The sequence below is a fragment of the Telluria antibiotica genome, assembly GCF_011682055.1.
GTDB classification, from domain to species: domain Bacteria; phylum Pseudomonadota; class Gammaproteobacteria; order Burkholderiales; family Burkholderiaceae_D; genus Telluria; species Telluria antibiotica.
In genome coordinates this window covers 20,065-41,319 of sequence record NZ_JAAQOM010000021.1, presented here as the reverse complement: position 1 = coordinate 41,319, position 21,255 = coordinate 20,065, and the positions used below count along the sequence as shown (strand labels likewise).

The window sequence follows — 21,255 nt, the reverse complement described above, 5'->3', positions numbered from 1 at the left end:
CCGGTATCGTACCGGCCGGCCCGTAAAGATTTTGTAAAAAGAGCGGCCGTGCCCGCGCCGTATAAACAATCCCGTATAAACAATCCCTTTATCCGGGCCGGACGTCTTTTTAGAAAATTTTTACGGGTCCCTGCCTACACTCCAGGCATCGCGATCAACGAAGCAAGGAGCGCATATGCAGGCCGAGAATGCCAACCCGGGCGGACGCCCCACCGGAGCGCCGCAGCCATGATCATCACGATTGTTCATGCTTCCCTGCCGGCCGTCGGTGCCGTGCTCGCCGAGAACCTGGCGCGCCAAGCCGGGCGTCACGGACGGCACGCCGTGTTGCTGGACGCCAGCGCGCAGCGACTGTGCGAGCGCTGGAGCATCGACCGAGTCCGTTCACACGTACGCCCGGCGGTGGCCATCCGCACCGTCCCCGGCGGCGGCCTGTCGGCCGAACTGGAGCGGCTGCTGCCGCACTTCGACGACATCGTCATCGACACCGAAGATTGCAGTGCTTCCTGCCGCGGCGCGCTGATCGCGGCACAGGTCGCGCTGGTGCCGCTGACGTGCGAGCAGGCCGACATCGACGCCCGTTACCCGCTGATCGCCCGGCTCAACAGTGCCCGCATGTTCAATCCCGGCCTGCGGGTGCTGTTCGTGCCCGTGGGCGGCGAGCGCGACCCGGCGCCGCAGGCGTTGGCCGCCATCCGCGCCTACGCGGCCCAGGTGATGTCGGCCGGCGTCGCGCGCACCGTCGCGCACCTGCCGGCGCTGCTGTGGGGTAGCGACGTTCCCGGCCAATGCGCCAGCGATGTCGAAAACAGTTCCGGCGCCGCCGAGATGGCGGCCCTGTACGGGGAGGTCCACCGGACCTTCGACGCGACGCCGCCCGCGCGGCGGAGCGCATGGCCCGTCCCGCCCCTCCCGGCGGGCGGGCAGCTTCCACAAAAAACAAGGAAACAGAGTCGATCATGAAACACACCGTCCTCACCCTGGCCACGCCCGCCATCGTCCTGGCGCTGGCCGCGCCGCTGCACGCCCAGGAAACCCAGCCGGACAACAGCGTGACCTTCAACGCGGCCGTCACGTCCGACTACCGCTACCGCGGCATTTCGCAAACACGCCTGCAGCCCGCGCTGCAGGGCGGCGCCGACTACACGCACAATCCGACCGGCCTGTACGCCGGCACCTGGCTGTCCACCATCAAGTGGACCAAGGATGCGGGCGGCGGCGGCGACGTCGAATGGGACCTGTACGCGGGCAAGCGCGGCCAGCTCGGCGCCGACGTGAGCTACGACGCCGGCGTGCTGGCCTACGTGTATCCGTCCAACGGCCTGAAGGACGTGCCGGGCGCCGCCGACGCGGACACGACGGAAGTCTACGGCCAACTGGGCTACGGTCCGGCCTACGCCAAGTATTCGCTGGCGCTGACGAACCTGTTCGGCTACGTCGACAGCCGCCACAGCGGCTACCTGGACGTCGGCGCCAACGTCGATCTCGGCGGCGGCTTCACGCTGAACCTGCATGCCGGACGCCAGGACGTGCGCCACCACGACGCCGCCAGCTATACCGACTACAAGGCCGGCGTCACGAAGGACGTCGGCATCGCCAGCCTGTCCGTCGCCTTCGTCGGCACGAACGCCGACGAGACCGCGTACGCATCGCCCGCGAACGGCAAGTTCCTCGGCAAGAAGGCGCTGGTCGTCGGCGCCAGCAAGACTTTCTGAACAACGATCCTGAAGAGGTCACCATGGATATCGTCTATATCGGCGCGCTCGTCCTGTTCTTCATCGCGATGTGGGGAATGACAAGCGGCTGCGCCAAACTGGGAGAGCGCAAATGACCCTGTTCTACCTGATCGGCGCCGTCGCATCCGGCGCCCTGCTCGCGTACCTGCTGTACGCCATGTTCTGCGCGGAGGACTTGTGATGGACATGCACATGCTGGCGCTGCCGGCGCTGTTCTTCGTTCTCCTGCTGGCCGCGTCGTGGCCGCTCGGGATCCTGCTCGCGCGCGTGGCCGAGGGCGGCCGCGTGCGCGGATTCGGCTGGCTGCACCGGCTCGAAGCCCTGCTCTACCGGGCGGCCGGCGTCGCTGCGAACGCGGGCATGGACTGGAAAGCCTACACGCTCGCCCTGCTGGCATTCAACGCCCTCGGCACGCTGGTCGTCTACCTGTTGCAGCGCGTGCAGGCCTGGCTGCCGCTGAATCCCCAGGGCCTCGCCAACATCAGCCCGGATTCGGCGTTCAACACCGCCGTCAGCTTCGTCACGAACACCAACTGGCAAGGCTACAGCGGCGAACAGACGATGAGCTATCTCACGCAGATGCTGGCCCTGACCTGCCAGAACTTCTTCTCGGCCGCCACCGGCATCGCCGTCGTGTTCGCGCTGATCCGCGGCTTCTCGTCGAAGTCGGCGCGCGCCATCGGGAATTTCTGGGTCGACCTCGTGCGCAGTACCCTGTACGTGTTGCTGCCGCTGTCGCTCGTGTTCGCCGTGTTCCTGATGGGCGAGGGCGTGATCCAGAATTTCTCCAGCTACCAGCAGGTCCAGCTGCTCGAGCCCCTCACCTACACGCAGCCGAAGACGGGCGCCGACGGCCAGCCGGTGCTGGACACGCAAGGCCAGCCCGTCACCGAGACGCTGACCACGACGACGCAGACGATCGCGCTGGGTCCCGTGGCGTCGCAGGAAGCCATCAAGATGCTGGGCACGAACGGCGGCGGCTTCTTCAACGCCAACTCCGCGCACCCGTACGAAAATCCGACCGCGCTGTCGAACCTGTTCCAGATGGTGTCGATCTTCCTGATCCCGGCCGGCCTGTGCTTCGCGTTCGGCCGCCTCGTCGGCGACCGCCGGCAGGGCTGGGCGGTCCTGGCCGCGATGACCGTGTTGTTCGTCGTGATGGCGGGCAGCGTGATCGTGGCCGAGCACCAGGCGCATCCAGCGCTCGTCGCGCTCGGCATCGACCAGCACGCCAGCAGCCTGCAGGCGGGCGGCAACATGGAGGGCAAGGAGACCCGCTTCGGCATCGACGCCTCCGCGCTGTTCGCCGCCGTCACGACGGCCGCCTCGTGCGGCGCCGTCAACGCGATGCACGACTCGTTCACGCCGCTGGGCGGCGCCGTGCCGCTGCTGCTGATCCAGTTTGGCGAGGTGATCTTCGGTGGCGTCGGCTCCGGCCTGTACGGCATGCTGATCTTCGCGATCATGGCGGTGTTCATCGCCGGCCTGATGATCGGCCGCACGCCGGAATACCTGGGCAAGAAGATCCAGGCCTACGAAATGAAGATGACGTCGGTCGCCATCCTCGTCACGCCCGTGCTGGTACTGGCCGGCACCGCGATCGCCGTACTGGCGGCCGACGGCAAGGCCGGCGTCGCCAATCCCGGCGCGCACGGCTTCTCGGAGATCCTGTATGCGTTCAGCTCCGCCGCCAACAACAACGGCAGCGCGTTCGCAGGCCTGTCCGCCAACACGCCGTTCTACAACTGGATGCTGGCAATCGCGATCTGGTTCGGCCGCTTCGGCGTGATCGTGCCCGTGCTGGCGATCGCCGGCTCCCTCGCGGCCAAGCAGCGCCTGCAGGTGACGGCCGGCACCATGCCCACGCACGGTCCGATGTTCGTGGGCCTGCTGGTGGGCGTCGTCGTGCTGGTCGGCGTGCTGAACTACGTCCCGGCGCTCGCGCTCGGCCCCGTCGTCGAGCACTTGCAGTTGTTCGCCAAATAATCTGGAGTCGCCATGTCCCACACAAATTCCCCGCTGACGGCGCCGGCGGCCGCGCCGTCCACCGCGCCGGCCGGCAAGCGCCTGTCCATGTTCGACACGGGCCTCGTCGGTCCGGCGCTCGTCGACGCCTTCCGGAAGCTCGACGTGCGCACGCAGCTGCGCAGTCCCGTCATGTTCGTCGTGTACGTCGGCAGCATCATCACTACGCTGCTGTACGTGCAGGCGCTGTTCGGCACGGGCGAAGCCCCGACCGGCTTCATCCTCGCCTGCGCCGTCTGGCTGTGGTTCACGGTGCTGTTCGCGAACTTCGCGGAAGCGCTGGCCGAAGGCCGCAGCAAGGCGCAGGCGGCCTCGCTGCGCGGCCTGAAGGAAGCCGTGACCGCGAAGAAGCTGGCCACGCCGAAGCACGGCACCACGTGGCTGCCCTGCCCCGCCTCCGACCTGCGCAAGGGCAACCACGTCCTGATCGAGGCCGGTGACGTGGTGCCCATCGACGGCGACGTCGTCGAAGGCGTCGCGTCGGTGGACGAGAGCGCGATCACGGGCGAGTCGGCGCCGGTGATCCGCGAATCCGGCGGCGATTTTTCAAGCGTCACGGGCGGCACGCGCGTGCTGTCCGACTGGCTGGTCGTGAAGGTGACGGCGAACCCCGGCGAGACCTTCCTCGACCGCATGATCGCAATGGTGGAAGGCGCCAAGCGCAAGAAGACGCCGAACGAGATCGCGCTGACGATCCTGCTGGTGGCCTTGACCATCGTGTTCCTCGTCGTGACGGTGACCCTGCTGCCGTTCTCGCTGTACGCGGTGGAGGTGGCCAAGGCTGGCACGCCGGTCACGATCACCGTGTTGATCGCGCTGCTCGTGTGCCTGATCCCGACCACCATCGGCGGCCTGCTGTCGGCCATCGGCGTGGCGGGCATGAGCCGCATGATGCGCGCCAACGTCATCGCGACGTCCGGCCGCGCGGTGGAAGCGGCCGGCGACGTCGACGTCCTGCTGCTCGACAAGACGGGCACCATCACGCTCGGCAACCGCCAGGCCGCCGCGTTCCTGCCCGCGCCGGGCGTGACGGAGCGTGAACTGGCCGACGTGGCACAACTGGCGTCGCTGGCCGACGAGACGCCGGAAGGCCGCAGCATCGTCGTGCTGGCCAAGCAGCGCTTCAACATCCGCGAGCGTGCGCTGGAGAACCTGCACGCCGAATTCCTGCCGTTTTCGGCGCAAACCCGGATGAGCGGCGTCGATTGCGGCGCCCGCCGGATCCGCAAGGGCGCGGCCGACGCCGTGCGCCGCCACGTCGAGGCGCTCGGCATGCCGTTCCCGCCCGAGGTCGTGCGCACCGTCGAAGACGTCGCGCGCCGCGGCAGCACGCCGCTCGTCGTGGCCGAAGGTGGCCGCGTGATGGGCGTGGTCGAGCTGAAGGACATCGTCAAGGGCGGCATCAAGGAACGCTTCGCCGAACTGCGCCGCATGGGCATCAAGACCGTGATGATCACCGGCGACAACAAGCTGACCGCCGCCGCGATCGCCGCCGAGGCGGGCGTCGACGACTTCCTCGCGGAGGCCACGCCGGAGGACAAGCTGAAGCTGATCCGGCAATACCAGTCGGACGGCCGCATGGTGGCCATGACGGGCGACGGCACCAACGACGCGCCCGCGCTCGCGCAGGCCGACGTCGCGGTGGCGATGAATTCCGGCACCCAGGCCGCCAAGGAAGCGGGCAACATGGTGGACCTCGACTCGAACCCGACCAAGCTGCTCGAGATCGTCGAGATCGGCAAGCAGATGCTGATGACGCGCGGCGCTTTGACCACGTTCTCGATCGCCAACGACGTGGCCAAGTACTTCGCCATCATCCCGGCGGCCTTCGTCGGCACCTATCCGCAACTGAAGGCGCTCGACGTCATGCGTCTCGCCAGCCCGTCGTCGGCGATCATGTCGGCGCTGATCTTCAACGCGCTGATCATCGTGTTCCTGATCCCGCTCGCGCTGCGCGGGGTGCGCTACCGCGCGATCGGCGCTACCGCCCTGCTACGCCGCAACCTGCTCGTCTACGGCATCGGCGGTATCATCCTGCCATTCATCGGCATCAAGCTGATCGACGTCCTGCTGGCGGCGCTCAACCTCGTCTGAACAAGGAGCATCCATGATATCCACTCTTCGTCCCGCATTGGTCATGTTCGGCGCCCTCACGCTGCTGTGCGGCGCGCTGTATCCGGCCGCCGTCACCGGCATCGGCCGCTTGGCCTTTGCGCATCAGGCGAACGGCAGCCTCGTCGACGCCGGCGGCAAGACCGTCGGCTCCAGCCTGATCGGCCAGCCGTTCTCCGCGCCCGGCCATTTCTGGGGCCGGCCGTCGGCCACCGCGCCGATGCCCTACAACGCGGCCGGCTCCAGCGGCTCGAACCTGGGCCCGACCAATCCCGCGCTGCTGGACGCCGTCAAGGCGCGCGTCGCCGCGCTGAAGGCGGCCGACCCGGGCAACCGGGCGCCGATCCCCGTGGACCTCGTCACGGCGTCCGCCAGCGGCCTCGATCCCGAGATCAGCGTGGCGGCCGCCGAGTACCAGGCCGCGCGCGTGGCAGCGGCGCGCAAGCTGCCCGTGGAGCAGGTCCGCGCGCTCATCGCGCGTTACCGGCATGATCCCGTCCTGGGCTTCCTGGGCGAGGCGCGCGTGAACGTGCTCGCGCTGAACCTGGCGCTGGACGGCAAGGCGCAATGAGGATCCTGGCATGAGCGTTCCCGGCGACGAGATGCGGCCCGACCCGGACGCGCTGCTGGCGCAGGTCCGGGACGAAGAACGGCGCGCGGCGCGCGGCCGGCTGCGCATCTATTTCGGCGCCTCGGCCGGCGTTGGCAAGACGTGGGCGATGCTGTCCGCGGCGCGCCAGCTCGCGGCCACGCGCACCCTGCTCGTCGGCATCGCCGAGACCCACGGGCGCGCCGAGACCGCGGCGCTGCTGGACGGGCTCGAGATCCTGCCGCGCCGCGCCATCGACTACCGCGGCAAGACGCTGGCCGAGTTCGACATCGATGCCGCGCTGGCAAGGCGCCCGCAACTCGTCCTCGTCGACGAGCTGGCCCACTCGAACGTGCCCGGCTCGCGCCACCCCAAGCGCTGGCAGGACGTCGACGAGCTGCTGGCCGCCGGCATCGACGTGTTCACGACGGTGAACGTGCAGCATCTGGAAAGCCTGAACGACGTGGTGGGTGGCATCACCGGCGTGCGGGTCGCCGAGACCGTGCCGGACTGCGTGTTCGACGGGGCCGACGAGGTGGTGCTGGTGGACGTGCCAGCCGACGAGCTGCTCGCACGCCTGAAACTCGGCAAGGTGTACCAGCCGGCCCAGGCCGAGCGGGCCGGCCGGAATTTCTTCCGCAAGGGGAACCTCATCGCGCTGCGCGAACTCGCGCTGCGCCGCACCGCGGAGCGCATCGGCGACGACGTCCGGGCCTACCGCGTCGAACAGTCCATCGACGCCGTGTGGCGCACGGGCACGGCGCTGCTGGCCTGCGTCGGGCCGGGCCCGGGCGCGGAAGGCGTCGTGCGCAGCGCGGCGCGGCTGGCCGCGCAGCTCGGCGCCGACTGGCATGCCGTGTACGTCGAGACGCCGGCGCTGCAGCGTCTCCAAGCCGGCCGGCGCGAGCGGATCCTCGGGGCGCTCAAGCTGGCGCGCGATCTCGGCGCGGCCACCGCCGTCCTGTCGGGCGACAGCGTGGAGGCGGCCGTCGTCGAATACGCCCGCAGCCACAACCTGGCGCGCATCGCGCTTGGCCGCGGCAAGGCGGGATGGTCGTGGCGCATGCCTTGCGGTCGCCGCATCGCGCGCCTGGCCCCCGACGTCGAACTGCTCGAAGTCGCCGCCCCGCAACGGCCGCCGGCCGCCCCTCCCCACGCGGCGCCCGCCGGACCGCCCGCGCCGGCCCGCGCGGCGCTCGTCGGGCACGGCGCGGCCGTGCTCTCGAGCCTGTGCATGGCGCTCGCGGCCGCGCCGACCATCGCCTGGCTGGACCTGGCCAACATCGCCATGCTGTTCCTGCTCGTGGTGCTGCTGGTCGCCGTGCGTTTCGGCCGCGGGCCGTCCGTCACCGCGACCTGCGTCAGCGTCGCCTGCTTCGACTTTTTCTTCGTGCCGCCGCGCTTCACGTTCGCGATCTCCGATTTCCAGTACCTGGTGGCCTTCGGCGTGATGCTGGCGGTCGGCCTGATCACGGGCCATCTCACCGCGGGGCTGCGGTTCCAGGCGCACGTCGCCGCGCGGCGCGAGAGCCGGACGCGTGCGCTGTACGAATTCGCGCGGGCCTTGTCCGGCGTCCTGCAGACGGAGCAGATCCAGGAAGCGACGCGCGACGCCATCGGCCGCACGTTCGGCGCCCGCACGGTCCTCCTGCTGCCCGATGCCGAGGGGCGCGTGCGGCCGTCGCCCGAAGCCGGCGCCGAGCCGATCGCCGCCCTCGACACCGGCATCGCGCAGTGGGCGTTCGATCATGGCACCAGCGCCGGCCGGGGCACGGACACCCTGCCCGGCAGTCCCGTGTTCTACATGCCGCTGGTGGCGCCGATGCGCACGCGGGGCGTGCTGGCAATCGAGGCCGCCACGCCGCACTGGCTGCTGGCGCCGGAACAGCGCCAGCAATTGGATACCTTCGCGGCGCTGGCCGCCATCGCACTGGAACGGGTGCACTACATCGAGGTCGCGCAGGATGCGCTGGTGAAGATCGAATCGGAGCGTTTGCGCAACTCGCTGCTGGCGGCGCTGTCGCACGACCTGCGCACGCCGCTCACGTCGTTGATGGCGCAGGCCGAGTCGCTGGCGCGGTCGGCGCCGCCGCTGGCGCCGGCCCAGCGCGCCATGACGGATGCGCTGCGCGACGAGATGGTCCGCCTGGGCATGCTGGTGACGAACCTGCTCGACATGGCCCGCATCGAAAGCGGCGACGTGAAGCTCAAGCTCCAGTGGCAGCCGGTCGAGGAAGTCATCGGCAGCGCGCTCGCGGCCAGCCGCGCGGCGCTCGCCGGCCACGCGGTGGAAACGCAGGTGCCGGCCGACCTTCCGCTCGTGCAGTACGACGCCGTGCTGCTCGAGCGGGTGCTCGCCAACCTGTTCGAGAACGCGGGCAAGTACACGCCGCCGGGCAGCACGGTCGCCGTCGCGGCCGAGCGCCACGGACAGTGGCTGAGCGTCACCGTCGCGGACGACGGTCCCGGACTGCCGCCCGGCCAGGAAGAAGCGGTGTTCGATAAATTCACGCGCGGCGAGCGCGAATCGGCCAAGCCCGGCGTCGGCCTCGGCCTGGCCATCTGCCGGGCGATCGTCGGCGCGCACGGCGGTTCGATCCATGCGGCGAACCGTCCGGAAGGCGGTGCCGCGTTCGTGTTCACGCTGCCGCTGGGGACGCCGCCTGCGCTGCCCCTGCTGGACGAGGATCTGGAAGTCGAGGAACAGGATGAGTGATTTCACCGGTATCGCCCTGCTCGTGGAGGACGAGCCCCACATCCGCCGCTTCGTGCGCGGCGCGCTGGAACAGGAAGGATGGCAGGTGCACGAAGCGGAAACCGTCCGGCGCGGCCTGACGGAAGCGGGAACGCGCAAGCCCGACGTCGTCATCCTCGACCTCGGCCTGCCCGACGGCGACGGCGTCGACTTCATCGCCGACCTGCGCAAGTGGTCCGCGGTGCCCGTCATCGTGCTGTCGGCCCGCGTGAACGAAGAAGAGAAGATCCGCGCGCTCGACCATGGCGCCGACGACTACCTGACCAAGCCGTTCGGCGTCGGCGAGCTGCTGGCGCGCGTGCGCGCGTCGCAGCGGCGCCAGCGCGGTGCGGCGACGGGCGGCGATGGCAAGGTGCGGTTCGGCGACGTCGTGGTCGACGTGCAAAACCGGCGCGTCACCAAGGGTGGCGTCGTCGTGCGGCTCACGCCGACGGAACACCGCCTGCTGGCCGTGCTCGTCGCGAACGTGGGCAAGGTCATGACGACGCCCCAGCTGCTGCGCAGCGTGTGGGGCCCGAACCAGGCCGACCATGCGCACTACCTGCGGATCTACATGGGACACCTGCGGCACAAGCTGGAGGACAACCCGGCCCAGCCCCGCTACATGATCACCGAGACGGGCGTGGGCTACCGCTTCCAGCTGCCCTGATTCAGGCGCCGGCGACCAGCACCGACGCCGCGTCGCGTCCCGCGTCCTTCGACCGGTACAGCGCCTCGTCGGCTGCCTGGGCGAGCGCCGCCTGGTCCGGGTGCGCGCTCCACGCGATGCCGATGCTGCTCGTGACCCGCACGACGCGGCCGTCGAGCTCGAACGGCGGACGGAGCGCATCCTGCAGCTTGGCCGCGATCCGCTCGCACTCCAGCGGGGAGCCCACCTGCTCCAGCACGACGACGAATTCGTCGCCGGCCAGGCGCGCGACGATGTCCGAGCCGCGCACGGCGCCGGTCAGGCGGCGGCCGAACTCGCGCAGCACGGCGTCGCCGACGGCGTGGCCGAGACTGTCGTTGATCTGCTTGAAGTGGTCGACGTCGAGGTAGGCCAGCGCCAGCGGCGCGGCCGTGCGGCGCGCGCGCGCGATCGCCTGCGCGAGGCGTTCCTCGTAACTGCGCCGGTTGGGCAACCCGGTCAGGTGGTCGGAATGCGCGAGCGCGTGCAGCTGGCGCTCGTACTCGCGCGCCGACGTGGCATCCGTCGACAGCACGTAGATGCCCTGCACCACGCCGTCGCGCACGTGCGGCAGATAGGTCGAACTGACCACGCGGGTGCGGCCGCGCCGCACTTCCTCGATCTCCAGGTGCGACGCGTGGCCGTCCAGGCAGCGCGCCAGCGCGGCGCGGCGCGGCGCATAGAACGCCTCGCCCATCGCCTCCAGCACCGTCTTGCCGATCATGTCCTGGCTCTTCACGCCGAACCACTCGCGGTAGCGTTCGTTGGCGAAGCGGTAGCGCAGGTCGGTGTCGACGTAGGCGATCAGCGCGGGCACGTTGTCGGCGATCGTGCGCAGCCATTCGCCGCTCTCGGCCAGCCGGGCGCGCGACGCGTCCAGTTCCGTCACGTCCTTCAGCGCGACGACGGCGCCAAGCGGCGCGCCGCCGCGGCCCGTCAGCGCGCGTCCGCTCGCCAGCACCCTGCGCGGCGCGGCGTCCCGCGCGCAAATCGTGATGCCGGCGTCGACCACGCGTTCGCCGCGCAGCGCGCGCACGAGCGGGACCTGGTCCGGCGCCAGCAGCGTGACGCCGTCCTCGCCGTACAAGTCGTAACGGGCCGGCCAGTCGGCCGGCGGCACGCCGCCATCCGCATCGACACCGTGGAAGGCGCGCGCGGCGCGGTTGAACAACGTCAGGTGGCCATCGGCGTCGCACGCGACGACGCCCACGTCCACCGTTTCCAGCACGGCGTCGAGCAATTCCTGCTTCTGCCGCACGACCTGTTCCGCCGTCGCCCGCAGGCGCATCGACAGTTCGAGCACGGCGTTCCGGTCGTGCAGCGCGCGCTGGTCCGCGTCGTGCGCGCACGCGGCGTCGCGGTTCAAGTCTTCCTGGGCCATGCGCGCGAGGTCGAGCAGCAGGCGCCGGTCGGCGTCGCCGAAGGCGCGCGGGGTCATGTCGGCGATGCACAGGGTACCGAGGGGCTGGCCATCGGGGCCGCGCAGCGGCTGGCTCGCATAAAAACGGATGCGCGTGTCGCCGGCGAAGCGCTCGTCGAGTGCGATGTCGGGTACGACCAGCGTGTCCCCGTGGTCGAGGGCATGGGGATACAAGGCGAGCGGATGCGGCAGCGCGCAGGCGTCGAGGCCGACCTGCGACCTGCACGAGGGGCGCTCGCGGTCGCCGAGCACGAGGAGCGCGATGGGCACGCGGAACGCGGCCGCGGCGAGGCGCGTGTAGCGGTCGAACCGGTCTTCCGGCGGCGTGTCGGCCATCTCCGGCGCGACGGGCGCCTTTACGCGTGCTTCTTCTGCAAGTTCCTGGTGACTGAGCATGAGCATCCTTGCCTGGACGGCGAAGAAAGAACCGGCGACATCAAGGCCGGAAAACGAGGCAATTCAGCGGAATACGCAGCCTTTACAGCAAATTCTATTCGATAATCACCGAACTGTGCACTGGAGCCACATCCGTTGCAACGCGGGCACATCCTATGCCGTCATAAAACTTCGCAAACATTCTACAGTGAAATAATTGGCGATAAGTCATTTTTTATGCGAAAAACATCAGGATCGCTGCACAAACGTCACACTGCCCCGCCGGCCCGCCCCGACAGTGTGTGTCAGCGAACCGAACGGCCGCGACCGGAATCGTATGGTGGAGCCTTCGCCCCGCACGAGGACGCCATGGACGCTTGCCCGCACTACCCCATCCGCCTGCACATCAACGGCGAGGAACGCGCGTTTGCCGTCGAGTCATGGGTTACCCTGCTCGACCTGCTGCGCGAACGGGCCGGCCTGACGGGCACGAAGAAAGGCTGCGACCACGGCCAGTGCGGCGCCTGCACGGTGTTGCTGGACGGGCGTCGCATCAACGCCTGCCTCACGTTGGCCGTCATGCAAAACGGCCATGCCGTCACGACGATCGAGGGCCTGGCCGGCGGCGACCGCCTGCATCCGCTGCAGCAGGCCTTCATCGACCACGACGCTTTCCAGTGCGGCTACTGCACGCCGGGCCAGATCTGTTCGGCGGCCGGCCTCGCCGCCGAAGGGCAGGCCAACACCTTCGACGACGTGCGTGAGCTGATGAGCGGGAACCTGTGCCGCTGCGGCGCGTATCCGCAGATCGCGCGCGCCGTCTGCGCCGTGCAGGGCATCGCCCTCCCCGGCCCGGAGTCCGCATGAACCCGTTCGCCTACACGCAGCCGCAGGACGTCGGCACGGCGCTCGTCGCGCTCGCGGCGCCGGGCGCCCGTCCCGTCGCCGGCGGCACCAATCTGCTCGACCTGATGAAGGCCGGCGTGATGGCGCCGTCCGGCCTCGTCGACATCAACGCGCTCGCCGGCGCCGGCCTCGATGCGATCGCGGAAGACGGCGCCGGCCTGCGCCTGGGCGCCCTCGCGCGCAATGCCGACACCGCGTATCACCCGCTCGTGCGCGAGCGCTTCCCGCTGCTGTCCGCCGCGATCCTGGCCGGCGCGTCGCCCCAGTTGCGCAATATGGCGACGAACGGCGGCAACCTGTTGCAGCGCACGCGCTGCGTGTACTTCTACGACACGGGCGCGCCGTGCAACAAGCGCGATCCCGGCACGGGCTGCCCCGCGAAGGCCGGCATCAACCGCCAGCTGGCGATCCTCGGCACGAGCGAGCGCTGCATCGCCACGCATCCGTCCGACATGTGCGTGGCGCTGCGCGCGCTCGACGCGACCGTGCACGTGCGCGCGGCGAACGGCGAGCGGGCCATCGCCTTCGCCGACTTCCACCGCCTGCCCGGCGACACGCCGGACGTGGACAACACTTTGGAACCGGGAGAACTCGTCACGCACATCACGTTACCGGACGGCCGCCGCTTCGCGCGGCACAGCGCGTACGTGAAGGTGCGCGACCGCCTGTCGTACGCGTTCGCCCTCGTGTCGGTGGCCGCCGCGCTGGACCTCGCCGAGGATGGCACGATCCGCGCGGCCCGCATCGCGCTGGGCGGCGTCGCGCACAAGCCGTGGCGTGTCGAGGACGCGGAAGAACGGCTCGTGGGCCACCGGGCGGGCGAGCTCGCGTTCGCCGCGGCGGCGGACCGCATCCTGCATGGCGCGCGCGGCCGGGGCCAGAACGATTTCAAGATACCGCTGGCGCACAACGCCATCGTGCAGGCGCTGACGAACGCCATGCGGGGAGGCGCGCGATGACGGACCTGATCCCGGAACTGCGCACGCCGGTCGCGCCGGAGGGCACGGGCCCCGTGAAAAGCGGCATGGCCGTGTCGCGCGTCGACGGCCGCGCGAAGGTCACGGGCGCGGCGCAGTACGCGGCCGAGGTCGCGGCGCCGGACCTCGCGTACGGCGTCGTCGTTTCCAGTACGGTCGCGCGCGGCCGCATCAAGGCCATCGACGCGACGGCCGCCCTCGCCCTGCCCGGCGTGATCGACGTGCTCACGCACGAGAACCGCCCGAAGATGCGCGCGCACGACCTCGCGTACAAGGACATGACGGCACCCGGAGGCTCGCCGTTCCGCCCCCTGTTTTCCAGCCGCGTGTTCTGGAGCGGCCAGCCCGTGGCGCTCGTCGTGGCGGAGACGTTCGAAGCCGCGCGCCACGCCGCGCGCCTCGTGCGCGTCACGTACGACGTCGAGGAACACGACACCGACCTGCTGGCGGCGCTGCACAAGGCGTACGCGCCGCGCCCGACGAAGCCGGGCTTCGCGCCGCCGAAGTCGAAAGGCGATGCGGCGCAGGCGTGGGACGCGGCCCCCGTGAAGATCGAGGCGGAGTACTACAACGCCGTCGAGCACCACAACCCGATGGAGATGTTCGCCTCCACCGTCGTGCTCGGCGCGGACGGCCACCTGACCATCTACGACAAGACCCAGAGCTCGCAGAACAGCCGCTGGTACGTGTCGCACGTGTTCGGCCTCGGCAAGGACAAGGTCACGGTGCGCAACCCGTACGTGGGCGGCGCGTTCGGCGCCGGCCTGCGGCCGCAATACCAGTTGCCGCTCGCGGTGATGGCCGCGCTGCAGCTGAAGCGCTCCGTGCGCGTCGTGCTCACGCGCCAGCAGATGTTCAGCTTCGGCCACCGGCCCGAGACGTGGCACAGGGTGCGACTCGCGGCCGACGCGGTCGGGAAGCTGCAGGCCGTATGGCACGAAGCCGTGCAGGAGACGTCGCGCCTGGAGGATAACGTGGAGGTCGTCGTCAACTGGTCCGGCCATCTGTACGCCTGCGACAACATCCACCTGGACTACCGGCTCGTCGAACAGGACCGCGCCACGCCCATCGACATGCGCGCGCCGGGCGCCGCGCACGGCGTGCACGCGATGGAAGTGGCGATGGACGAGCTGGCGTACGCGCTCGGGATGGACCCGCTCGAACTCCGGCTGAAGAACTACGCGGAGCACGACCACCTTGACGACAAGCCGTTCTCCAGCAAGGAACTGCGCCAGTGCTACCGGCTCGGTGCCGACCGCTTCGGCTGGCACGACCGCCCCATCGAGCCCCGTTCGATGCGGGATGGCGACGAACTCGTCGGCTGGGGCATGGCGACGGGCGTGTGGGATTCGCTCGTGATGATCGCGCGCGCAGCGGCCGTGCTGCATGCGGACGGGCGCCTCGTCGTGTCGAGCGCCGCGTCCGACATCGGCACCGGCACGTACACGGTGATGGCGATGATCGCGGCGGAGCGCCTCGGCCTGCCGCTCGAACGGGTGACGTTCCAGCTCGGCGATTCGACGTTGCCGCTGGCGCCCGTCGAAGGCGGCTCGTCGCACGTGACGACGGTGGGCGGGGCCGTGGCCGGCGCCTGCGACAAACTCAAGAACACCTTGTTCAAGCTGGCGCGCTGCCGCGACGACGGGCCGTTCAAGGATTGCAAGCCGAAGGACGTCGAATTCTCCGGCGGCCGCCTCCACCTGCGCGGGCAGCCGGAGCGCGGCGTGGCGCTGGCGGACGTGCTGGCGCAGGCGGGCCGCGCCCGGGTCGAGGAAACATTCTTCATGACGCCGCAACTCCTCAAGCAGCGCAAGTTCGCGCGCGCCATGCACTCCGCCGTGTTCATCGAGGTGCGCGTGAACGAACGGCTCGGCATGGTGCGCGTCACGCGCGCCGTCAGCGCCGTCGCGGCGGGCCGCATCGTCAACGCGAAGACGGCCGCGAGCCAGGTCAGCGGCGCCGTCGTGTGGGGCATCAGCCAGGCGCTGCACGAGGAGACGTTCACGGACCACCGCCTGGGCCGCTTCATGAACCACGACTTCGCGGCATACCACGTGGCCGTCAACGCCGACATCCCCGACGTGCAGGTGGTCTTCGCCGACGAGGAAGACCGCATCGTCAGCCGCCAGCTGGGCGCGAAGGGCGTGGGCGAGATCGGCATCGTGGGCGTGGCGGCGGCCGTCGCCAACGCCGTCTTCCACGCGACGGGCAAGCGCCTGCGCACGACGCCCATCACGCCGGACAAGCTGCTGCTGGGCGACCGCGAGGTGCCCGCTAGGACCCGCCCAGCGCCGTGACGAGTTGCGCGTGCAGGCGCGCGTCGCCGCACGCGAGCACGGTGCCGCCGTGCTGGACATCGCTGCCGTCCCACGTCGTGACGATGCCGCCCGCGCCCTCGACGATCGGGACGAGCGCCTGCACGTCCCACGGTTTCAGCCCGGCTTCGATGACGGCGTCCACGTGGCCGGACGCCAGCATGCAGTACGCGTAGCAATCGCCGCCGTAGCGCAGCAGCCGCGCGCGGGCCGCCACGGCGTCGAAGATGCTGCGCTGCGGGGCATCGAAGATGTCGGGCGACGTGCACATCACGTGCGCATCGGCCAGTTGCGCGCACGGTCGCGTGCGCAGCACGTGGCCGCCGTTCCACGCGCAGTGCGCCGTGCCGACGAAGCGCTCGCGCGTGAACGGTTGATTCATCAGGCCCAGCACGGGGCGCGTGCCGTCGTTCAGCGCGATCAGGGTGCCCCACAACGGCAGGCCGAGCAGGAAGGCCTTCGTGCCGTCAATGGGATCGAGCACCCACGTGAGGCCCGTGCCGGCCTGGCCGCCCTCTTCTTCGCCGAGGACCGCGTGGTGCGGATAGCGCGCCTTGAGCAGCGCGCGCATCGCCCGCTCGGCGCCGCGGTCGGCCGCCGTGACGGGATCGAAGCCGTGCTTGCTCTTGTTCTCGGCGCCGCCGCCGGCGCGGAAGTGAGGCAGGATGGCGGCGGCCGCCGCATCGGCCAGTTCGTTGGCGAACTGCAGGTACTCGTCGAAGTCGGTGGCATCGATGGACATGGCTCATCTCGTCGGTGCGCGGCGCCACGCCGCATTTCCCGCATACTACCTTGAACCCGCGCCGGCCGGCGCAAATACGCACGCCTCGCCGTCGTCGGGCACGAGCACGCGCTCGCCCAGGCCTTGCGCGTGCGCCCAGTCGCGCAGGGTGGCGCGCGCCAGCATGCAGTGGTTCACGGCTTCCAGGTGGCTCGCGACGATGGTCGCACGCGGCGCCGCCTGCGCCACCCGGCCCACGTCGTCGAGGTCCATGATGATGGCGCCCAGCCCCGGCACCTGCGCATCGCCGCAGTTCAGTACGACGACGTCGGGATCGTAGGCGTCGAGCGCGGCCGCCACGTGGCCGTTCCACACGGTGTCGCCCGCGATGTACACGGTCGGCTCGTCCGGATGACGCAGCACGATGCCGCTCACTTCGCCCATGCGCGCGCCAATCACGGCCATCACGGCGTCGCTGCCGTGCTGCCCGTCCGTGCGGGCGATGCGGATGGCGCCGAACGCCGTGTCGCCCTGCGCGGCGAGCGTCCGCACGTCCGTGAACCCGTCGGCGCGGATGGCCTGTGCATCGGCCTCGTTCTGCGCGAACAGCGGCAGGCTGCGCGGCAGCACGCGCCGCGCAGCGTCGTCCCAGTGGTCGGCGTGCAGGTGCGTGACGATCACCGCGTCCACGTCCGTCAGGCGGGCCAGCGGCACGGGCAGGTCGACGAGCGGATTGGCGAGATGGCTGTTCGCGGTGCCTGCGAAGCCGGGGTAGGCGCCGCGGTCGGCCAGCAGCGGATCGACGAGGAAGCGCTTGCCGGCGTAGTCGACGAGCAAGGTGGCATTGCGGATCTGGGTGAGTTGCATGATGGCTCCTTTAGGTCAGTGTGCAGCCATTGTCGCGGCGCGGGGGCGTCTCGGACAGTGGCCCGCAGGACACCTTTCGATATAATCGGGCCATGACCCGATCCCAGCCAGCCAAGTACCGCGTGGCCGTCGTCGCCTTCGATGGCATGACGCCCTTTCACCTGTCCGTGCCCTGCCTCGTGTTCAGCGGCCGCCCCGACACGGACGCGCGCGCCCGCTTCGAACTGACCGTGTGCGGCGCCGGCCCGGAAGCGCCGCTCGCGACGAGCGCCGGCTTCGGCATCGTGCCGCGCCACGGCCTGGAAGCGCTGGCACGGGCCGACGTCGTCGTGATGCCCGCGTGGCACGACGACTGCCGCCCCGCGCCACCCGCGCTGCTGCACGCATTGCGCGCGGCCCATGCGCGCGGCGCGTGCATCGTCGCGTTGTGCCTGGGTGCATTCCCGGTCGCCGAGGCGGGCCTGCTGGACGGCCGCACGGCCGCCACGCACTGGGCCGCGGCGGAAGAACTGGCGCGCCGCCACCCGCGCGTGAAAGTCGATCCGGACGTGCTGTACGTGGATGACGGCGACGTGCTGACGTCGGCCGGCGTGGCCGCGGGCATCGACTGCTGCCTGCACCTGCTGCGCCGGCTGTGCGGCGCGGACGCGGCGAACCACGTGGCACGCATGCTCGTGGTGGCGCCGCACCGGCAAGGCGGCCAGGCCCAATTCATCGAGCGGGCGCTTCCGGTGTCCGGCAGCGACGGCCGGCTGTCCGCCGTGCTGGACTGGGTGACGCGGCACCTCGGCAGCGAACACACGCTCGACGACCTGGCGCGCCGCGCCGCCATGAGCCGGCGTAACTTCACGCGCCACTTCCGGCAAGCGACGGGCACGTCGTTCAAGCAGTGGCTGTTGGCCCAGCGGCTGGCGCATGCGCGGGACATGCTGGAGACGGGCGATGCCGCGGTCGAGGTGGTGGCACAGGAAGCGGGCTTCGGGTCGGCGCTGTCGCTGCGCCAGCACTTCCGCGCCGCGCTGCAGATGTCGCCGGCTGCTTATCGCAAGGCGTTCCGCGCGCGCGCCGCGTGAACGCGTGACGTTCACGGACCGCGGACATTCGCGTGGGCACGGGGTGCCCACCCTACATCAGCCGCATGCCCACGTACGTAGGGTGGGCGGCCCCCGCCCACGCGTAACGTCGCGTCAAGGCAAGGTCACGTGTGGGCCCCGCCCTCCGTACGGCGCACACCGAGCCACGCATGCAGCATGCCCAGGTCGACGGGCTTGGTGAGGTGGAAATCGAACCCCGCCCCGCGCGTGCGTTCGCGGTCGCTTTCCTGCCCCCATCCGGTCAGCGCGACGATGCGCACGCCGGCCCAGGCGGCATCGGCGCGGATGCGGCGCGCCACCTCGAAGCCGTCCATCTCGGGCATGCCCAGGTCGAGCAGTACCGTGTGCGGACGCAGGTCCGCGAGCGCGTCCAGCGCCGCCTGGCCGTCGTACACGGCGCGCGCCTGGGCGCCGTCCGCCTCGAGCAGCATCGCGAGCGTGTCGGCCGCGTCCCGGTTGTCGTCCACGACGAGGATGCGCTGGCCCGCGAGCGGCGCCGCGCCCGCCGCGGCACCCGCGTCGTCGTCGGCGTCGCGCGTCTCGGCCAGCGGCAGGCGCACGAGGAATTCGCTGCCCCGCCCTGCTCCCGCGCTGCGCGCCTCCACCGTCCCGCCATGCATCTGCACGAGGCTGCGCACCATCGCGAGCCCGATCCCGAGGCCGCCCTGCCCGCGCCCGGCCGCACGGTGCGCCTGCGTGAACATGTCGAACACTTCGGGCAGGTGGCCGGCCGGAATGCCGATACCGTTGTCGCGCACCGCGATCTCGACGTCGGGGCCGGCGCGCCGCACGTCCAGCTCGATGCGGCCGCCGTGGTCCGTGTACTTGGCCGCGTTGTTGAGCAGGTTGGCGAGCACCTGCGTCAGGCGCACGCTGTCCGCGTGGACGGTGAGCGGCTCGTCGGGCAGGCGCACGTCCAGGTGGTGGTGGTGCTGGTCGATCAGGGGACGGCTCGTCTCGACGGCCGCATGCACGACGTCGGCCAGCAGCAGCGGCTGGGGATCGAGTTCGATCTTGTCGCGCGTGATGCGCGAGATTTCCAGCAGGTCGTCGACGAGCTTGATCATCTGGCGCACCTGGCGGCCGAGCATCTCGACGAGGCGGTCGGCGCGCCGGCGCCCGTCCGGATGGCGCAGCAGGTGCACGGCGTTGCTGATCGGCGCGAGGGGGTTGCGCAGCTCGTGCGCGAGCACGGCGAGGAATTCGTCCTTGCGCCGGTCCGTCTCCTTCAGCGCCTGCTCGGCCAGCACGGCGTCCGTGATGTCGAGCGAGGCGCCGACGTGGCCCTCGTACGTGCCGTCCGGTCCGAACAGGGGCTGCGCGTAATTGTCGAACCAGCGCCACTGGCCGTCGCGCCGGCGCACGCGATCGAGGTTGCGCCACGGCCGGCGCGTGCGCACGGCATCCATGTAGTCGGCGATGTAGCCGGGCGCATCGTCCGGATGCACGAGGTCGTGCCAGCGCACGCCCATCACGTCATCGAGGCCCAGGCCCGTGAAATCGAGGTAGTACTGGTTGACGTAGACGTTGCGGCCTTGCTCGTCGTTCTGCCAGATCAGCACGGGCACCGTGTCGGCCAAGGTGCGGAAGCGCAGTTCGGACGCGCGCAGCGCCGTCTCCACGCGCTTGCGCGCCGTGATGTCCTGCACGATGTTGACGGCCCCCGTGACGACGCCCGCATGGTCGCGCAACGGCGTGATGTTGAGCAGCACGTCGATGCGGCTGCCGCCCGGCCGCTCGACGGCCAGTTCGCGGTCGACGACGGGTTCCCCGCCGGCCAGTACCTCGTGCAGCGGGTCCGTGAAATTGGCGAGGCGGTGGCCCTGCGGGGCACACGCGTCCGGGCCCCAGCAGGACGGTGCTTCGCCGGGCGGACCGCCGCACAGCTGCGCCGCGTACGCGTTGTAGAACACGACGGTGCCCGCCGCGTCGCATGCGACGACGCCGGCCGGGATCGCGCCCAGCAAGTCGCGGTAGCGCTGCTCGCTGGCGCGCAGCGCGTCGTCGGCCTGGCGGCGCTGCGCGATCTCGTGTTCGAGCATGCGGTTGTGGCCGGCCAGCACGCGCGTGCGCTCCTCGGCCGCCTGCACCAGTTCGCGCCGGCTCTCGGCCGTTTCCTCGAGCGCGACGATGGCCTGGTAGGCGGCGGCCGCGAAATCGGCCAGGTTGCGCAGCACGCGCGCATCCTCGGCGTCGAACTGACGGTCGGGCCGGTTGCTGATCAGCCAGACGGTGCCGACGACACGGCCTTCCGCGGTCCACGGCACCAGCAGGTTCTCGACCATCGGCGGGTCGAACCCGACCATCGCCGCGAAGTGGCGCTCGCCGTACCGCATCAGCATCGTTTGATTGCGCTCGACTACGATGCCGCACGGGCTCCGGTCGTAGTCGATCGTGCCGCCCAGGTGGTCGGCGAACAGCCCCGCCGCCGCGTGCCAGCGGAAGATGCGCTCACCGTCCTGTTCCTCGAGCAGGCTGATGCCGGCCGAGTCGGCGTCGCACAAGTCCAGCACGAGTTCCGCCAGTTTCTGCGGTGCGCCGTGCGGATCGGTCGCGAGCTGCCGGGCGAGCGCGGCCATGGCGCGATTCTCGGCCGCGTGGTCGGGCGCACGACGCGGACGCCGCTCCAGTTCCTCTGTGATGAGGACGTCGTCGATACGGGACGGAGCGGCTGAGGATTGGGTCTCCATCGAAAC

General features: G+C 70.4%; 16 protein-coding genes. 12 read left to right on the top strand and 4 right to left on the bottom strand.

Annotated features, from left to right (window positions below; genetic code table 11):
• The first annotated feature begins 228 nt into the window (after positions 1-228).
• From HAV22_RS27005 to kdpE, 8 genes are all read left to right on the top strand, one after another.
• Positions 229-963, top strand: a complete 735-nt coding sequence (locus HAV22_RS27005; RefSeq protein ID WP_166863727.1) for a hypothetical protein — start codon at positions 229-231, stop codon at positions 961-963.
• Positions 960-1,715: a TorF family putative porin gene (locus HAV22_RS27000; protein WP_166863725.1), complete on the top strand. Its 756-nt coding sequence runs from the start codon at positions 960-962 to the stop codon at positions 1,713-1,715. Before HAV22_RS27005 ends, HAV22_RS27000 begins: the two co-directional genes overlap by 4 nt.
• A 112-nt stretch (positions 1,716-1,827) precedes the next feature.
• Positions 1,828-1,917, top strand: coding sequence for a potassium-transporting ATPase subunit F (locus HAV22_RS26995; protein ID WP_166863724.1), 90 nt, complete (start codon positions 1,828-1,830; stop codon positions 1,915-1,917).
• On the top strand, positions 1,917-3,722 hold the full coding sequence (gene kdpA, locus HAV22_RS26990; RefSeq protein WP_166863722.1) for a potassium-transporting ATPase subunit KdpA: 1,806 nt from the start codon (positions 1,917-1,919) through the stop codon (positions 3,720-3,722). Before HAV22_RS26995 ends, kdpA begins: the two co-directional genes overlap by 1 nt.
• Positions 3,723-3,809: 87 nt before the next feature.
• Entirely contained in the window at positions 3,810-5,855 is a 2,046-nt protein-coding gene (gene kdpB / locus HAV22_RS26985) for a potassium-transporting ATPase subunit KdpB (RefSeq protein WP_229421455.1), read from the top strand.
• A 13-nt stretch (positions 5,856-5,868) separates the two neighbouring features.
• Positions 5,869-6,444, top strand: coding sequence for a potassium-transporting ATPase subunit KdpC (kdpC, locus tag HAV22_RS26980; RefSeq protein WP_166863718.1), 576 nt, complete (start codon positions 5,869-5,871; stop codon positions 6,442-6,444).
• Between the two features lie 10 nt (positions 6,445-6,454).
• Positions 6,455-9,178 (top strand): DUF4118 domain-containing protein, encoded by a 2,724-nt coding sequence (locus tag HAV22_RS26975; protein ID WP_166863717.1) that lies wholly within the window; start codon positions 6,455-6,457, stop codon positions 9,176-9,178.
• A complete protein-coding gene (gene kdpE, locus HAV22_RS26970; RefSeq protein ID WP_166863715.1) occupies positions 9,171-9,866 on the top strand; it encodes a two-component system response regulator KdpE in 696 nt (231 codons plus the stop codon). Before HAV22_RS26975 ends, kdpE begins: the two co-directional genes overlap by 8 nt.
• 1 nt (position 9,867) lies before the next feature.
• Here the strand turns inward: kdpE and HAV22_RS26965 are convergent, their stop codons facing one another.
• Positions 9,868-11,700: a sensor domain-containing diguanylate cyclase gene (locus HAV22_RS26965; RefSeq protein WP_166863713.1), complete on the bottom strand. Its 1,833-nt coding sequence runs from the start codon at positions 11,698-11,700 to the stop codon at positions 9,868-9,870.
• 348 nt (positions 11,701-12,048) lie between these two features.
• Between HAV22_RS26965 and HAV22_RS26960 the strand changes: the two genes are divergently transcribed.
• From HAV22_RS26960 to HAV22_RS26950, 3 genes are read left to right on the top strand one after another with little or no spacing between them, the layout of a single operon-like run.
• A complete protein-coding gene (locus tag HAV22_RS26960; protein ID WP_166863711.1) occupies positions 12,049-12,546 on the top strand; it encodes a (2Fe-2S)-binding protein in 498 nt (165 codons plus the stop codon).
• A complete protein-coding gene (locus tag HAV22_RS26955; protein ID WP_166863709.1) occupies positions 12,543-13,544 on the top strand; it encodes an FAD binding domain-containing protein in 1,002 nt (333 codons plus the stop codon). The genes HAV22_RS26960 and HAV22_RS26955 overlap by 4 nt, the downstream gene beginning before the upstream one ends.
• Entirely contained in the window at positions 13,541-15,859 is a 2,319-nt protein-coding gene (locus HAV22_RS26950; protein WP_166863707.1) for a xanthine dehydrogenase family protein molybdopterin-binding subunit, read from the top strand. The genes HAV22_RS26955 and HAV22_RS26950 overlap by 4 nt, the downstream gene beginning before the upstream one ends.
• Here the strand turns inward: HAV22_RS26950 and hisN are convergent.
• Both hisN and HAV22_RS26940 read right to left on the bottom strand, forming a co-directional pair.
• Positions 15,837-16,619 carry a histidinol-phosphatase gene (gene hisN, locus HAV22_RS26945; RefSeq protein ID WP_166863705.1) on the bottom strand — a complete coding sequence of 261 codons (783 nt, stop codon included), beginning with the start codon at positions 16,617-16,619 and terminating at the stop codon, positions 15,837-15,839. The two genes, HAV22_RS26950 and hisN, sit on opposite strands and share 23 nt — an antisense overlap.
• 45 nt (positions 16,620-16,664) lie before the next feature.
• Positions 16,665-17,465 carry an MBL fold metallo-hydrolase gene (locus tag HAV22_RS26940; RefSeq protein WP_166863703.1) on the bottom strand — a complete coding sequence of 267 codons (801 nt, stop codon included), beginning with the start codon at positions 17,463-17,465 and terminating at the stop codon, positions 16,665-16,667.
• Positions 17,466-17,557: 92 nt separating this feature from the next.
• Between HAV22_RS26940 and HAV22_RS26935 the strand changes: the two genes are divergently transcribed.
• Entirely contained in the window at positions 17,558-18,538 is a 981-nt protein-coding gene (locus HAV22_RS26935) for a GlxA family transcriptional regulator (protein WP_166863701.1), read from the top strand.
• A gap of 125 nt (positions 18,539-18,663) precedes the next feature.
• Here the strand turns inward: HAV22_RS26935 and HAV22_RS26930 are convergent, their stop codons facing one another.
• Positions 18,664-21,249 carry a PAS domain S-box protein gene (locus HAV22_RS26930; RefSeq protein WP_166863699.1) on the bottom strand — a complete coding sequence of 862 codons (2,586 nt, stop codon included), beginning with the start codon at positions 21,247-21,249 and terminating at the stop codon, positions 18,664-18,666.
• Positions 21,250-21,255 lie beyond the last annotated feature (6 nt).

Bases quoted from the DNA above. Each gene is read 5' to 3' on its own strand.
- HAV22_RS26955 (WP_166863709.1), top strand. From the start codon at position 12,543: ATGAACCCGTTCGCCTACACGCAGCCGCAGGACGTCGGCACGGCGCTC.
- kdpA (WP_166863722.1), top strand. From the start codon at position 1,917: ATGGACATGCACATGCTGGCGCTGCCGGCGCTGTTCTTCGTTCTCCTG.
- kdpB (WP_229421455.1), top strand. From the start codon at position 3,810: ATGTTCGACACGGGCCTCGTCGGTCCGGCGCTCGTCGACGCCTTCCGG.
- HAV22_RS27000 (WP_166863725.1), top strand. From the start codon at position 960: ATGAAACACACCGTCCTCACCCTGGCCACGCCCGCCATCGTCCTGGCG.
- hisN (WP_166863705.1), bottom strand. From the start codon at position 16,619: ATGTCCATCGATGCCACCGACTTCGACGAGTACCTGCAGTTCGCCAAC.
- HAV22_RS26940 (WP_166863703.1), bottom strand. From the start codon at position 17,465: ATGCAACTCACCCAGATCCGCAATGCCACCTTGCTCGTCGACTACGCC.
- HAV22_RS26930 (WP_166863699.1), bottom strand. From the start codon at position 21,249: ATGGAGACCCAATCCTCAGCCGCTCCGTCCCGTATCGACGACGTCCTC.
- kdpE (WP_166863715.1), top strand. From the start codon at position 9,171: ATGAGTGATTTCACCGGTATCGCCCTGCTCGTGGAGGACGAGCCCCAC.
- HAV22_RS27005 (WP_166863727.1), top strand. From the start codon at position 229: ATGATCATCACGATTGTTCATGCTTCCCTGCCGGCCGTCGGTGCCGTG.
- HAV22_RS26935 (WP_166863701.1), top strand. From the start codon at position 17,558: ATGACCCGATCCCAGCCAGCCAAGTACCGCGTGGCCGTCGTCGCCTTC.
- HAV22_RS26950 (WP_166863707.1), top strand. From the start codon at position 13,541: ATGACGGACCTGATCCCGGAACTGCGCACGCCGGTCGCGCCGGAGGGC.
- HAV22_RS26965 (WP_166863713.1), bottom strand. From the start codon at position 11,700: ATGCTCAGTCACCAGGAACTTGCAGAAGAAGCACGCGTAAAGGCGCCC.
- HAV22_RS26960 (WP_166863711.1), top strand. From the start codon at position 12,049: ATGGACGCTTGCCCGCACTACCCCATCCGCCTGCACATCAACGGCGAG.
- HAV22_RS26995 (WP_166863724.1), top strand. From the start codon at position 1,828: ATGACCCTGTTCTACCTGATCGGCGCCGTCGCATCCGGCGCCCTGCTC.
- kdpC (WP_166863718.1), top strand. From the start codon at position 5,869: ATGATATCCACTCTTCGTCCCGCATTGGTCATGTTCGGCGCCCTCACG.
- HAV22_RS26975 (WP_166863717.1), top strand. From the start codon at position 6,455: ATGAGCGTTCCCGGCGACGAGATGCGGCCCGACCCGGACGCGCTGCTG.